The following is a 13,576-nucleotide window of genomic DNA, read 5'->3' on the forward strand; positions in this document are numbered from 1 at the left end:
CTCCTGAAACTAAAGGTTGAACACGCGCACCGGCTGGAGAGCGGCGCCGTCCGAACGGACCAGTGCCACAAGCCTGCTGCCGACTTCGGCGCGAACAAGTGCGCCTGACGGAGGTGCGTCCCGGGTCAAGAGAACAGGCTGGCCTTGGCGCAACCGGTCCGCTTGTGCCTCCGTCATGGCCAGCGCCGGGATGTCGTCCAGCGCGGTCGCAACGGGAGCCAAGGCCCCGAAGAGCGCGGGAATATGCCCGAGGGCCTCCAGTTTGGAAAGCGAAATGGACCCCTCTTCGCGGAAGGGTCCCACGACCGTCCGACGCAATGCCGACAGGTGTCCGACGGTCCCAAGACTGAGCGCCAGATCGCGGCCGAGGGACCGGATATAGGTGCCCTTGCCGCACTGGACCACGAAATCTGCATGGTCCGCGTCGGGGCGGTTGAGGAACTCCAGCCCCTCGATCAGGACCCGCCGCGACTTCAGCTCCACTGTCTCGCCGGCACGGGCCAGGTCATAGGCCCGCTGGCCGTCGATTTTCAGCGCCGAGAAGGCCGGCGGCGTCTGGTCGATCTCCCCCAGGAAGGCTCCCAGGGCAGCAGCGATGGCGGCATCCGTCGGCCGGGCGTCGCTGGTGGCCGTGACCTCACCCTCGGCATCCTCGGTCGAACGGGCTTCGCCGAAGCGCAGGGTGAAGCGGTATTCCTTCCCCGCGTCCATGATGAAGGGCACCGTCTTGGTGGCCTCGCCGAGCGCGATCGGCAGGATGCCGCTGGCCAGCGGATCGAGCGTGCCGGCGTGTCCCGCCTTCTGGGCGCCGAACAGGCGGCGCACGCGGCCGACGGCCGGCGTCGACCCGAGACCGACCGGTTTGTCGAGGACGATCCAGCCATCGACCTTCTCGCCTTTTTTCCTGCGCGCCATGGCGGACGGCTTTAAGCCTCCGGGGCGTTGCGCGCCAGCCATCGCTTCAGGCAGGCTGCAATCATGACACTAGGACTGCAGTCGGATCGCGTCCGACAGATGACGCTTTTTGGACTGTTCTTCCTGTCGGGAGCGGCGGCCCTCATCTACCAGACCGCCTGGCACAGGCTGCTCGGCCTGTTCGCCGGCGCCGACACGATCGCCGCCGCACTGGTCGTCGGCGCCTTCCTGCTCGGTCTCGGCATCGGCAGCCTCGCGGCCGGTCTCTATGCCGACCGTCTCTCGCGCCGCGCCGCGTTGATCGCCTTCGCGATCTGCGAGGTCGGCATCGCGATCTTCGCGGTGCTGAGCCCGTGGCTCTACTACGACGTGATCTATCGCGGGATGCTGCCGCTTTCGTCATCGCGCGGCGTGATCTTCGCCGTGGTGTTCGCGGGCCTGCTCTGGCCGACCTTCCTGATGGGCTGCTCGCTGCCGTTCCTCTCCAAGGCGATCGTCAGCCAGATCGCGGGCTCGGCGCAGCTCATCGGCTGGCTGTACGGGCTCAACACCTTGGGCGCGGGTGTCGGCGCCTTCTTCGGCGGCTGGTACCTGATCGGCACGGTGGGCTTCGACAAGGCGGTCTATTTCGGCGCGCTGCTCAATCTCATCGTCGCGCTGTGCGGTCTTTGGCTCGCGCGCGGCCTCGACATGGAAGCGACGAGCCCGGCGAAGAAGACGGTGACGGTCGAGACGGCAGATGGCGTCGTGTGGCGCTGGTCCCTGCTGGTCTTCATCAGCGGCTTCCTGATCGTGGCGCTGCAGATCGTCTGGTACCGGCTGATCGGTGTGTTGCTGCAATCCAACGGCTACAGCTTCTCGCTGGTGCTGACGGTGTTCCTGCTGGGCGATGCGGCCGGCCTCCTGGTCGGCGCGCGTGTCATCGACCGCATCGCCGACCCGCGGCGCTTCTTCTTCCTGATGCAGGGCATCGCCACGGCACTGGCGCTGGCCGGCGCCTGGTTCGTCTATCTCGGCATCGGCGTGGGGCTGCTGCTCGCCACCTTCGTCGATCACGACGTCATGGGACCGAACACCGCCAACCCCGCGCTGATCCTGTTGTTGCTCGGCGTCGTCGTGCTGCCGGCCTCGTTCATCATGGGCTTCTCGTTTCCGGTGGTGCAGAAGGCCGTGCAGCGCGACCTCGATCGGCTGGGCAGCCGGGTCGGTCTCGTGCAGCTCGCCAACATCGTCGGCAACAGCATGGGAAGCCTGGTGGCCGGCCTGTTGCTGCTCGACCTCGCCGGCACGGCCGGCACGCTGAAGCTGCTGGTGGCGATCGGCCTCGCTTTCTCGATCCTGCAGTTCGCCGGCCCGCGCGCGACGCGCTGGGCGTATCTGCCCGCCGCCGTGCTGGTGGCGGGCCTGCTGTTCTTCCCTGGCGGCGAAGCCTTCTGGCGGCGGCTGCACGGGCTCACGACCGAGACGGCGATCGTGGCCGAGGACAAGACCGGCCTCAGCCTGCTCAAGATGTCGGGCAAGGATGATGGCCGCCTGTACATCCAGGGCCATTCGCAGAGCCGCCTGCCGTTCGACACCGTCCACGCCTATCTCGGCGCCATCGGCCCGCTGACGCATGACGCGCCCAAACGCGTGCTGGTGATCGGCTCGGGCACCGGCGGCACGCCCTACGCGGCGGGCCTCAATCCCGCGACGGAAAAGGTGAAGGTGATCGAGATCGTGGCGCCCGTGATCGAGACGCTGAAGACCTACATGAAGGCCGGCGGCAAGTCGGGCGTCGACGAACTCCTGTCGAGCAAGCGTTTCGACGTCGTGGTGGCCGACGGCCGTCATGACTTGGCGCTCGACCCGGCGCGCTACGACGTGATCGAGGCCGACGCGATCCTGCCCAAGACCGGCCTGTCGGGGCTGCTGAACTCCCGCGAATTCTTCGAGCAGGTGCGGGCCAAGCTGACGCCCGGCGGGATCTACGTGCAGTGGGCGCCGACCGAACGATCGGTCGCGACGTTCCGCTCGGTCTTCCCCTACGTCACCATGGTCCATCCCGCGATGCTGGGCAGCGACCGGCCGATTCCCTACAGCCGGGAAAAGATCGCTTCGTTGCTGGCGCAGCCCGGCGTCGCCGCGCATCTCGCGGCGGCGCGAATCGACAAGGCCGAACTGGCGAAGTGGTTCGAGGACAAGAAGGTCGAGGTGCTGAACGACGGCAAGATCGTGCCGACGGCCTCGCCCAACACGGATTTCTTTCCGCGCGACGAGTATTACCTCAATCGTCGTCCTTGATGTCGCGCGCGACGTCGGGCCGGCGCAGCAACGCGCCGATCTTGTCGGCCTCGTCGAAGGTGCGATCGATCTCGAAGCGAATCTCGGGCGCGGTGCGCAGGCCCGCCTTCTCGCTCACCCGGCCGCGGAACCATGGCGCGGCCCGGCGCAGCGCACTTAGCAGCCGGTCCTGATCGCCGCCGCCCAGCGGCATGACGAAGGCGGTGGCGTTGCGCAGGTCGGGGCTGACATCGACCGACGTCACGGTGATCGTGGCGTCGCGCAGGTCGGGATCGCGCATGTTGCCGCGCTCGAGGAGGTCGGCCAGCAGATGGCGGATCTCCTCGCCGACGCGCAGCTGGCGCTGGCCCGGAGCACGATGTTCCTTGTCGGACGAACGACGCCGCGACATGACGTTCCTCTTATCTCTCTCCTCCCCCGCTGACGGGGGAGGCAATCGCTACAAGGTCGCCTGGACCTGCTCGACGTCGAAGCATTCGACGATGTCGCCGACCTTCATGTCTTCGTAGTTCTCGAAGGCCATGCCGCACTCGAAGCCGTGCTGCACTTCCTTCACTTCGTCCTTGAAGCGACGCAGGCTCTTCAGCGTGCCCTCGTGGATCACCACGTTGTCGCGCAACAGGCGAACCTTGTTGCCGCGCGTGACCTTGCCGTCGGTGACCATGCAGCCCGCGACGTTGCCGGACTTGGTGACCTTGAAGACTTCGCGGATCTGCGCGTTGCCGACCAGCGTCTCCTTGTAGGTCGGGTCGAGCAGGCCGACCATCAGCGCCTGCATGTCCTCGGTCACCTTGTAGATGATCGAGTAGTAGCGGATGTCGACCTTGTCGCGCTTGGCGATCTCGCGGGCCTGCGGGTTCGCACGCACGTTGAAGCCGATGATCAGCGCACCCGACGCCTTGGCGAGCGTCATGTCGGCTTCGCTGATGCCGCCGACGCCGCTGTAGACGACGCGCGTGATGACCTTCTCGGTGCCGAGGCGCGACAGGGCGCCGGCCAGCGCTTCCGCCGAACCCTGCACGTCCGCCTTGATCAGCACCGGCAGCTCCTTCGCCGTGCCCTCGCGGATGCCCTTGATCATCTCCTCGAGCGTGCCGCGGCCGCCCGCGGCGCGCGCCAGTTCGAGCTGGCGATCGCGACGGGAACGGAAGTCGGAGATCTCGCGCGCACGGGCTTCGCTGTCGACCACGTGGAACTCGTCACCCGCCTGCGGCGTGCCGGCGAGACCCAGGACCTCGACCGGGAAGGCCGGACCGGCATGCTCCACCGCCTGGCCGTGATCGTCGACGAGGCGACGCACGCGACCCCACACCGAACCGGCGACGAGGATGTCGCCGACCTTGAGGGTACCGCGCTGGACCAGCACCGTGGCGACCGAGCCGCGGCCCGGATCGAGCTTGGCTTCGATCACGACGCCATCGGCGGCGCGGTCGGGATTGGCCTTGAGCTCGAGCACCTCGGCCTGCAGCAGGATGGCTTCCTCGAGCTTGTCGAGGTTCATCCGCTTGGTCGCCGAGACCTCGATCGACTGGACGTCGCCGCCCAGCGCTTCGACCTGGATCTCCTCGCGCAGCAGTTCGTTCTGCACCCGGGTCGCATCCGACCCCGGCTTGTCCATCTTGTTGACGGCCACGATGATCGGAACGCCCGCCGCCTTGGCGTGCGCGATCGCTTCCTTGGTCTGCGGCATGACGCCGTCGTCGCCGGCCACCACCAGCACGACGATGTCCGTCACCTTGGCGCCGCGGGCGCGCATGGCGGTGAACGCCTCGTGGCCCGGCGTGTCGAGGAAGGTGATCTTCTGCTGCGACGGCAGGGTCACCTGGTAGGCGCCGATATGCTGGGTGATGCCACCCGCTTCGTGCGCCGCCACGTCGGTGGCGCGCAGCGCGTCGAGCAGCGACGTCTTGCCGTGATCGACATGGCCCATGATCGTGACGACCGGCGGGCGCGGCAGCAGCGCCTCGTCGGCATCGGCGACGTCGGCCAGACCGGTCTCGACGTCGCCCTCGGTGACGCGCTTGGACCGGTGACCCATTTCGGTCACGACCAGCTCGGCCGTGTCGGCATCGATCGCCTGGTTGATGGTCGCCATCACGCCCATGCGCATCAGGGTCTTGATGACGTCGGCGCCACGCTCGGACATGCGCGCGGCCAGTTCCTGAACCGTGATCGATTCGGGAATCGTGACTTCGCGATAGACCTTCTGCTGCGGCTCGCTGCCGAACTGCTGGCGGCGTTCGCGCTCCAGGCGGCGACGCTGCTGCGCCACCGACCGGCTGCGGAAATCGTTCTCGCCCTCGACCGCGCGGCCGACGTCGACCTTGTCGTTGCGGCGCTTGGGCGCCTCGCGACGCGCGCCGGGTGTCTGCGGCGGGCGCTTGACGAGCAGCGGCGGGCGCGGCGGCGGACGACGCAGCGCTTCGCTGGTCGACGGACCGACCGGACGACGGATCGGGGCAGCCGGAGCCGCCGGAGCAGCCGGCGCGGCGGGGGCCGGGCGGGCCTCGATCGCCTGCGCCTGGCGGGCGATCGTGGTCTCCGGCGCGGCGGTGGACGCCTGGTCGAGACGCTTCTGGACCAGCGCGTCGGCCTTGCGCTTGACCTCTTCCTCGGCCTTCTTACGCGTCTCTTCCTCGGCGAGGCGCTTGCGATGCTCCTCGTCGGACTTCTTGCGGGCCTCTTCCTCGATGGCGCGGCGGCTGGCTTCCTCGGCGGCGCGCTTGCGCGCGACTTCGGCGTCGCGGTTGGCGTCGACCAGGGCGCGGGCGCGCGCTTCCTTCTCTTCCTCGGTCAGGGTGCGCAGCACGATGCCGCGACCACCGGTGGCGCCGGGCTGGCGGGTCGGTGCCGGGGCGCGGTTGACCGACGGTGCGGGCGAGCCGCCACCACCGCTACGCAAGTTGAGGGTGCGACCGGAAGGTGCCGCGGGAGCGGCGGGTGCAGCCTTCGGCGGCTCGGGCGCCGGCGTCGGAGCCACCGGGGCAGGCGCGGCCGTAGCCGCGGGAGCCGTCGTGGCTCTCTTCACCGGCTTCTTGACCTCGACCGTCACCGCGCGCGTACGCCCGTGCGAGAATTTCTGGCGCACCTGCGTCGCATCTGCCTTCGCCGCCGCGCTTGCGCGGTTGGTCGAGAGGGTCAGCGGCTGCTTGGTCGATTTGCTCTGTTCGTTCTGGTCCGTCATGTCGGCTGTTGTCCTTGGTCCGCTCCGGCCCGTCAACCGGCGCCGTTCAGCCGGAAGCCGCGCCAACGCGCCGCTCCGACAGAAATTCGTTCAATGAAAGCGCCACCCGCATTATCGCGGGCAATCGCCACGTAGACCGCCTGTTCGCGGCCGAAAATTCCGCCCAGTGCAGCCGCAGTGCCCAGCCGCTCCAGCGGCAGGCCGGTCGCACGCAGCTTCTGCAGTCCGTCGCCATCGGCCTCATCGGCCACGACGAGCAATCCCACCTGATGACGGCCGATCATCTGCTCGACCTTCACATAGCCCGCAACGGCACGGCCTGCGCGACGTGCCCGGCCGATATCGGCGAGGGTCCGCTCGAGCAACAGGTGCTCGACCCGGTCCACCAGCTCCGCCGACGCCTTGACCGGCGCCCGCGCGGCCCTGGAGAACAGCTTCTTCTCCACGGCTTTTTCGAGTGCGGCGCGCTCGGCCCGCACCCACATGCCCCGCCCCGGAAGCTGCCGCGCCAGATCCGGCACGACATCGCCTTCCGGCCCGACGACGAACCGGATCATCTGCTCCGGCGCACGTTCCACGCCGGTCGCGATGCAGGTGCGCATCGGGCCGGCGGGGGGTGCCGAGAGATGGGGTTCCGTCATGGTAAGGGCAAGGGCCAAAGGCGCTGTTCCTCCGCTAGGCCTTGGCCGCTTCGTCGGCCGGAGCGGCCTCGTCGGCGAACCAGTGCTCGCGCGCCTTCATGATGATGGCGTTGGCGGCGTCGTTATCCATGGTGCTCTCGCCCACGATCTCGCGCAGCTCGTCCGACGCGAGGTCGGCCAGATCGTCGAGCGTCTTCACGCCCGCCTCGCCCAGCGCGACCACCATCGCCAGGGTCAGGCCCTCGGCGTTGGCGACGTCCTCGGCGACGCCCAGCGACGCCAGGCGTTCGGCCAGTTCGGCGTCGCGCTTCTCGAGATATTCGCGGCCGCGGCGCTGCAGCTCGGTGGCGATCTCCTCGTCGAAGCCCTCGACGGTGGCCAGGTCCTCAACTGCGGCCTCGGAGACGTCCTCGACCGTGGCATAGCCCTCGGCCACCAGCAGGTGGGCGATGACATCATCGACGTCGAGCGTGGCCTTGAAGAGCTCGGTGCGCTCGCGCGTGTCCTTCTGGCGGCGCTCGCTCTCCTCGGTCTCGGTCATGATGTCGATTTCCCAGCCGGTGAGCTGGGAGGCGAGCTTCACGTTCTGGCCGCGGCGGCCGATCGCCAGGCTGAGCTGGTCGTCGGGAACGACCACCTCGGTCTTGTTCTTCTCCTCGTCCATCAGCACCTTGCTGACCTCGGCCGGCGCCAGCGCGTTGACGATGAAGTTCGCCGTGTCGTTCGACCACGGGATGATGTCGACCTTCTCGCCCTGCAGCTCCTGCACGACGGCCTGGACGCGGCTGCCGCGCATGCCGACGCAGGCGCCGATCGGGTCGATCGAGCTGTCGTGGCTCAGCACGGCGATCTTGGCGCGGCTGCCCGGGTCGCGGGCCACGGCCTTGATCTCGATGATGTTGTCGTAGATTTCCGGCACTTCCTGCGTGAACAGCTTGGCCATGAACTGCGGATGGCTGCGCGACAGGAAGATCTGCGGGCCGCGCGGCTCCTCGCGCACGTCGAAGATGTAGGCGCGCACGCGGTCGTTCACGCGCAGGCTCTCGCGCGGGATCGTCTCGTCGCGGCGGATCACGCCCTCGGCACGCTGCAGGTCGACGGTGATGTTGCCGTAGTCGACGCGCTTGACCACGCCCGACACGATCTCGCCGATGCGGTCCTTGAACTCTTCGTACTGGCGCTTGCGCTCGCTCTCACGCATGCGCTGCGTGATGACCTGCTTGGCGGTCTGGGCGGCGACGCGGCCGAAGTCGATCGGCGGCAGCTCGTCGGTCAGGAAGTCGCCGACCTGCGCTTCGGGATTGCGGCGCTGGGCGTCGGCCACCGAGACCTGGGTGTTTTCGTTCTCGATCAGGTCGGAGACCTGCATGTAGCGCAGCAGCTTGATCTCGCCGGTCTTGCGGTCGATCTCGGCGCGGATGTCGTGCTCCAGGCCATACTTGGCGCGGCCGGACTTCTGGATGGCCTGCTCCATCGCCTCGAGCACTTCCTCGCGCTCGATGCCCTTTTCGCGGGCGACCATGTCGGCCACCTGCAGCATCTCAAGACGCGGGATATCGGCTGTCGTCGCCATGTCTCTTCCCTCTTCTCTTGCCAGTCCGTTCAGTGGGTCTGCCCGGCCGCGCCTTCGGCGGCCAGACGGTGTTCTTCGATCAGACGGTCCGTCAGTTCCAGTTTGGCGCGCGTCACGGCCTCGAGCGGCACCGCGGCTTCCTTGCCATCGTCGAGGCGCAGCCTGACCAGGTCGCCGTCGAGCCCGAGCAGCGTGCCCTTGAAGCGGCGACGTCCCTCGACCGGCAGCGCCGTCTCGAGGCGGGCGATGTGGCCCGCCCAGCGCGCATAATCCTTGGGTCGGGTGAGCGGCCGGTCGATGCCGGGCGAGCTCACTTCCAGCGTGTAGGCCTCGGCAATCGGATCCTCGACGTCGAGCACGGCCGAGACGGCGCGCGAGACGGTCGCGCAATCCTCGACGTCCAGCGATCGGCCGTCGGCCGGTTCGATCATGATTTGAAGGGTCCCGCCCTTGCTCAACGCGACACGAACCACCTCGAAGCCCATGCCGACGATCGTCGGGGCGATGATGTCTTCGATTCGACGCAGCAGATCGGTCACGCGGGCGATGCTTCTCGACGGTTTTGGGCGGTAAAGGAGGAGCCAAATGAAAAGAGCGGGTTTGCGGCCCACTCTTTTTCTTTGGTTCATCCCGTGAACCCGATGAGGATGGCGCGGATATAGGCTTCCCCCTGCCCACTGGCAAGGGATTCCAGCACCCTCTATGGGGGGACCTGACCTGCCCCCTATATATAGTGTGACCACCCTTCCTGCCCTCCTCCCCATTCAAATGGGGAGGAAAACCGCTTTCCTACCGGCGGCGCAGGCGGAGGAAGACCGGTTTGTGGCCGGCCAGCATTTTCTGCTCGTAGCGTGTGCCGGGCCAGTCGGCCGGCCGGCCGCGCCAGTCGGCCGGGCTTTCGGCCAGCCATTCGAAGTCGGCGTGGCGGCAGGCATGTTCGACCATCCAGGGGAGATAGCTTGGATCGTCGGTGGCGAGGCGCAGCTCGGCGCCGGGCTTCATCAGGCGCGCCAGCACGTCGAGATTGGAGCGCTGCACGAAGCGGCGCTTGTGATGACGCGTCTTGGGCCACGGATCGGGGAACAGCACGAAGGCGCGCGACAGTGACCGCGGCGGCAGCGCCTGCATCACGAAGCGGGCGTCATCGGTGAACAGGCGGACGTTCGACACGCCCGTCCGTTCGATGTGCGCCAGGCACTTGGCGACGCCGTTGATATAGGGCTCGCAGCCGATCAGTCCGACATTCGGATGCTGCTCGGCCTGCCAGACGAGATGCTCGCCCGCGCCGAAACCGACTTCGAGCCAGACACCGTCAGCCGGCAACGCGCCGCCGAAGGCTCGCGCGAGATCGATCTTCGCGGCGCTTTCGGCGACCTCGTTGTCGGGGGTGACGATCGGTTCGGCCGGCAGGGCGACGGCGAGGCGAGGCAGCAGCGTGTCGAGCAGCGACTGCTGCCCGATCCGCAGTTTCTTGCCCCGTCGACGGCCATGCAGCGTGCGTCGGCGGGCTTCTTCCATGATTTATAAGTCCTGAGCGGCCTTACATGATCACGTCGATGAGGTACGGGCCCTTGTGCGACATGGCGTAGGTGAGCTGCTTAGTCAGCTCTTCCAGGTTGTTCGCCTTGCCGCTCGCCACGCCCATGCCCTTGGCCAGATCCGTGAACTGCAGGGTCGGGCGGTCCAGCGTCAGCATGTCGATCGCGCGCGGGCCGGGATTGGCCGCACCGACATCGGCTAGCTGGCTGTAGAGGATGTTGTAGGAGCGGTTCGAGAAGATCATCACGCAGACGTCGAGATTCTCGCGCGCCATCGTCCAGAGCGACTGGATCGTATACATCGACGAGCCGTCGCCGATCATGCAGATGACCTTGCGATCCGGGCAGGCGACGGCTGCGCCGACCGCGACGGGCGCGCCGAAACCGATCGAGCCGCCCATGTTGTTCAGCCAGTCGTGCGGCGGAGCGCCGGCGCTGAACGGGAAGAAGCCGCGGCCCGTCGTCACCGATTCATCGACCACGATGGCGCCTTCCGGCATCGTCGCGCCGAGCGCCTGGCCGAGGCCATCGAGCGTGAACTTGCCGGTCGGACGCTCCGGACGGCTCGGCTGGGCAACGCCCGCGGCCTTCTCGTTCATCGCGTCGAGTTCCATCGCCAGAGCTTCCAGCGAGCCCAGGATATCGCCTTCGACGGGGCACAGGACGGTCGTCTCGCAGCCATCCGGCGTCAGCACCGACGGCTTGCCCGGATAGGCGAAGAAGGCGAACGGCGCCTTGGCGCCGCACAACACCATCTGCTGCGTGCCCTTGAGCTGGGCCTGCGCCTGCTCGATCACGAAGTGCAGACGCAGCACCGGAATGCGGCCTGCGCCGCGCTCGATACGCGCCGTGCCGCCGGCGCCCTGCACCTTGCAGCCCGTCTTGGCGGCGATCTTGCCGGCCAGTTCGAGACCGCGCGCGCGCAGCGCCCGGCCACCGATGAACAGCATCGCGTTCGGCTTCTTCAGCGCCTTGGCGGCCGCAACGACCGTCTCATTGCTGGGCTTGTCCGGCTTCGGGGCCGCCGGCGTGTCGGCCACGCCCTCGGCTTCACCCCAGGCCGTGTCGGCCGGCAGGATCAGGGTCGCGATCTGGCCCGGCGCCACGTTGGCGGCCTGGATGGCCAGCGCGCCGTCGCCCGCCACCGTCTTGGAGGTCGGCGAAGTCTTCACCCAATGCGAGAACGGACGCGCGATGCCTTCGATGTCGGCGGTCAGCGGCGTGTCGTACTTGATGTGATAGAGCGCGTGCTCGCCCACGATGTTGACCACGCCCGAGCCCGCCTTCTTGGCGTTGTGCAGGTTGGCCGCCGCGTTGGCGAGGCCGGGACCAAGATGGAGCAGGGTCGAGGCCGGCTTGTCGGTCATGCGGTAGTAGCCGTCGGCTGCGCCGCTGCAGACGCCTTCGAACAGGCCCAGCACGCAGCGCATGCCCTCGACGCGGTCCAGCGCGCCGACGAAGTGCATTTCCGAGGTACCCGGATTGGCGAAGCAGACTTCGACGCCGCCCTTCACCAAGGTGCGAACCAGACTTTCAGCTCCGTTCATCGACATCCCCCAAACCCGAAAGATTGAAATCGGCCGGCACCCTAGGCCACTCGCGCCGTTAACCCAAGGCTTTGCAATGCCCAGAGAATTCCGTGTAACGGACGTTCTCTCTTTATTCTCAACGTCTTGTGCGTTACATTTGACGCATTATTTGAATTCTTAAGTACGAAAGACTTTTCCATGAGCCATTCGGAGCCTTCCGACAGCTCGGCCGACCCGCTTTTCGTCGTCGGCACCGACCTCGTCGAGTTCGACCGCCATGACCTGCCGATCTACGCGACGCCCGTCTCGCGCTGGGCCGAAGCCGGCACCGAGACCGTTTCCTACGGCGCTTCGCTCGACCGGTTGTTTGGCGAGCCTGGCGAGGTATTTGTCGATGGCGCCCCGGGTTCGGCCGTTGCCGATCTCCTGACTTCCACGAGCGAGGATTCGCTGGTCGTTCTCAGCGACCTGTCCGATGGGCTGATGCTGCCGATGGCCGACGCGCCCGCACCGATGCATGCGAGCGCCGCCGTCTACGATTTCGGCGCCGACACCCATGCGGTCGTCCATCTGCAGGACGGCGTGACCTGGGATCAGATCGACGCCGGGTGGTCCTTCGACCACCACGGCTGATCCGATCTTTTAGGCCGCGTCGCCCAGCTCGAGCTGGACGAGGTTCAGCCAGTAGGCTGCACCGGTCGTCAGGATCTGGTCGTTGAAGTCGTAGAGCGGCGAATGCACGTTCTGGCAGCCGCCCTCGCCCGTGCCGCCGTTGCCGATCATGATGTAGGCCCCGGGCTTCTTCTCCAGCATGAAGGCGAAATCCTCCGCGCCGGCGAGCGGCAGCGTGTTCGCCTCGACATGCTCACGACCCACCGTCATCGCCGCCGCCTCGACCGCGATCGAGGTCTGGTCGGCGGCGTTGACCAGCGCCGGATAGCGGCGGTGATACTTGCAGACGGCCTCGCAGCCGCCGGCCTGGGCAATGCCCGTCGCGACCTCGGCCAGCCGCTTCTCCAGAAGATTGCGCACGTCGGCCGAGAAGCTGCGCGCAGTGCCGCGGATCAGCACTTCCGACGGGATGACGTTGGGCGAGCCCGGCGTGCCGGCCGCGATATGACCGACGCTCAGCACGGCGGCCTGGCTCGGCGGCACGTTGCGGCCGACGATGCCCTGCACCGCCACGATGAACTGCGCGGCGACGAATGTGGGATCGGTGCCGCGATCGGGCATCGCGCCGTGACCGCCGGTGCCCTTGAACACGACTTCCCAGCTATCGGACGAGGCCAGCATCGCGCCGGTGCGGATGGCGAAGTTGCCGACCGGGAAGCCCGGCATGTTGTGCATGCCGTAGACCACGTCGCAGGGGAACTTCTCGAACAGGCCTTCCTCGATCATCACGCGCGCGCCACCCAGCCCTTCCTCGGCCGGCTGGAAGATGAAGTGCACGGTGCCGGCAAAATCAGGCGCCGCCGCCAGCTGCTTGGCCGCGCCGAGAAGCATCGTCGTGTGCCCGTCATGGCCGCAGGCGTGCATTTTATTGGGGATCGAGGAGGCGTAGTCGAAATCGTTCTTTTCCTGCAGGTGCAGCGCATCCATGTCGGCGCGCAGGCCGATCGTCTTCTGGCCCGGGCGATTGCCCTTCAGGGTGCCGACGACGCCGGTCGTGGCCAGGCCACGATGAACCTTCAGGCCCCAGGCGGTGAGCTTGTCGGCCACGATCTGCGCAGTCCGGACTTCCTCGAACGCGGTCTCGGGATGGCGATGGATGTCGCGGCGGATGGCGGTGAGATCGGCCAGGTCGGCGGCGAGAAGGTCGGGCGTATAGCGGGTCATGAAGGTGTCCTTCCGTGAAGGGCGGAGACTAGCCAGCGCAATCGTCCCTGCCAATCCAGACCATTGCCGCAAGAGAC

Annotated in this window: 11 protein-coding genes; 2 read left to right on the plus strand and 9 right to left on the minus strand. The window is 67.4% G+C overall.

Annotated elements, in window-relative coordinates:
- Positions 1-9: 9 nt before the first annotated feature.
- Complete coding sequence (gene truB, locus AC1RP5_RS01695; protein ID WP_493108828.1) at positions 10-915, minus strand: tRNA pseudouridine(55) synthase TruB; 906 nt, start codon at positions 913-915, stop codon at positions 10-12.
- Between the two features lie 63 nt (positions 916-978).
- Between truB and AC1RP5_RS01700 the strand changes: the two genes are divergently transcribed.
- Complete coding sequence (locus AC1RP5_RS01700; protein WP_493108829.1) at positions 979-3,198, plus strand: spermine/spermidine synthase domain-containing protein; 2,220 nt, start codon at positions 979-981, stop codon at positions 3,196-3,198.
- On the opposite strand, the gene rbfA is transcribed toward AC1RP5_RS01700, so the two are convergent.
- The 7 genes from rbfA to AC1RP5_RS01735 form a co-directional block, all read right to left on the minus strand.
- Positions 3,182-3,589, minus strand: a complete 408-nt coding sequence (gene rbfA / locus AC1RP5_RS01705; protein ID WP_493108830.1) for a 30S ribosome-binding factor RbfA — start codon at positions 3,587-3,589, stop codon at positions 3,182-3,184. The two genes, AC1RP5_RS01700 and rbfA, sit on opposite strands and share 17 nt — an antisense overlap.
- 48 nt (positions 3,590-3,637) lie before the next feature.
- A complete protein-coding gene (infB, locus tag AC1RP5_RS01710) occupies positions 3,638-6,382 on the minus strand; it encodes a translation initiation factor IF-2 (protein WP_493108831.1) in 2,745 nt (914 codons plus the stop codon).
- Between the two features lie 32 nt (positions 6,383-6,414).
- Positions 6,415-6,984: a DUF448 domain-containing protein gene (locus AC1RP5_RS01715; RefSeq protein WP_493108832.1), complete on the minus strand. Its 570-nt coding sequence runs from the start codon at positions 6,982-6,984 to the stop codon at positions 6,415-6,417.
- A 73-nt stretch (positions 6,985-7,057) separates the two neighbouring features.
- Positions 7,058-8,596, minus strand: coding sequence for a transcription termination factor NusA (gene nusA, locus AC1RP5_RS01720; protein ID WP_493108833.1), 1,539 nt, complete (start codon positions 8,594-8,596; stop codon positions 7,058-7,060).
- 29 nt (positions 8,597-8,625) lie between these two features.
- Complete coding sequence (gene rimP, locus AC1RP5_RS01725) at positions 8,626-9,207, minus strand: ribosome maturation factor RimP (protein ID WP_493108834.1); 582 nt, start codon at positions 9,205-9,207, stop codon at positions 8,626-8,628.
- A gap of 178 nt (positions 9,208-9,385) precedes the next feature.
- On the minus strand, positions 9,386-10,114 hold the full coding sequence (trmB, locus tag AC1RP5_RS01730; RefSeq protein ID WP_493108835.1) for a tRNA (guanosine(46)-N7)-methyltransferase TrmB: 729 nt from the start codon (positions 10,112-10,114) through the stop codon (positions 9,386-9,388).
- A gap of 22 nt (positions 10,115-10,136) precedes the next feature.
- Positions 10,137-11,681, minus strand: a complete 1,545-nt coding sequence (locus AC1RP5_RS01735) for an acetolactate synthase large subunit (RefSeq protein WP_493108836.1) — start codon at positions 11,679-11,681, stop codon at positions 10,137-10,139.
- Between the two features lie 180 nt (positions 11,682-11,861).
- Here AC1RP5_RS01735 and AC1RP5_RS01740 point away from each other — a divergent pair, with 180 nt between their 5' ends.
- Complete coding sequence (locus AC1RP5_RS01740) at positions 11,862-12,296, plus strand: hypothetical protein (protein WP_493108837.1); 435 nt, start codon at positions 11,862-11,864, stop codon at positions 12,294-12,296.
- Between the two features lie 9 nt (positions 12,297-12,305).
- Here AC1RP5_RS01740 and AC1RP5_RS01745 read toward each other — a convergent pair whose 3' ends face one another.
- Positions 12,306-13,499: a M20 aminoacylase family protein gene (locus AC1RP5_RS01745; protein ID WP_493108838.1), complete on the minus strand. Its 1,194-nt coding sequence runs from the start codon at positions 13,497-13,499 to the stop codon at positions 12,306-12,308.
- Positions 13,500-13,576 lie beyond the last annotated feature (77 nt).

Source organism: Reyranella sp. GW821-FHT12G01, assembly GCF_058806575.1.

Excerpts from the sequence above, each read along its gene's own strand:
- truB (WP_493108828.1), bottom strand. The coding sequence starts at position 915 with ATGGCGCGCAGGAAAAAAGGCGAGAAGGTCGATGGCTGGATCGTCCTC.
- AC1RP5_RS01700 (WP_493108829.1), top strand. The coding sequence starts at position 979 with ATGACACTAGGACTGCAGTCGGATCGCGTCCGACAGATGACGCTTTTT.
- rbfA (WP_493108830.1), bottom strand. The coding sequence starts at position 3,589 with ATGTCGCGGCGTCGTTCGTCCGACAAGGAACATCGTGCTCCGGGCCAG.
- infB (WP_493108831.1), bottom strand. The coding sequence starts at position 6,382 with ATGACGGACCAGAACGAACAGAGCAAATCGACCAAGCAGCCGCTGACC.
- AC1RP5_RS01715 (WP_493108832.1), bottom strand. The coding sequence starts at position 6,984 with ATGCGCACCTGCATCGCGACCGGCGTGGAACGTGCGCCGGAGCAGATG.
- nusA (WP_493108833.1), bottom strand. The coding sequence starts at position 8,596 with ATGGCGACGACAGCCGATATCCCGCGTCTTGAGATGCTGCAGGTGGCC.
- trmB (WP_493108835.1), bottom strand. The coding sequence starts at position 10,114 with ATGGAAGAAGCCCGCCGACGCACGCTGCATGGCCGTCGACGGGGCAAG.
- AC1RP5_RS01735 (WP_493108836.1), bottom strand. The coding sequence starts at position 11,681 with ATGAACGGAGCTGAAAGTCTGGTTCGCACCTTGGTGAAGGGCGGCGTC.
- AC1RP5_RS01740 (WP_493108837.1), top strand. The coding sequence starts at position 11,862 with ATGAGCCATTCGGAGCCTTCCGACAGCTCGGCCGACCCGCTTTTCGTC.
- AC1RP5_RS01745 (WP_493108838.1), bottom strand. The coding sequence starts at position 13,499 with ATGACCCGCTATACGCCCGACCTTCTCGCCGCCGACCTGGCCGATCTC.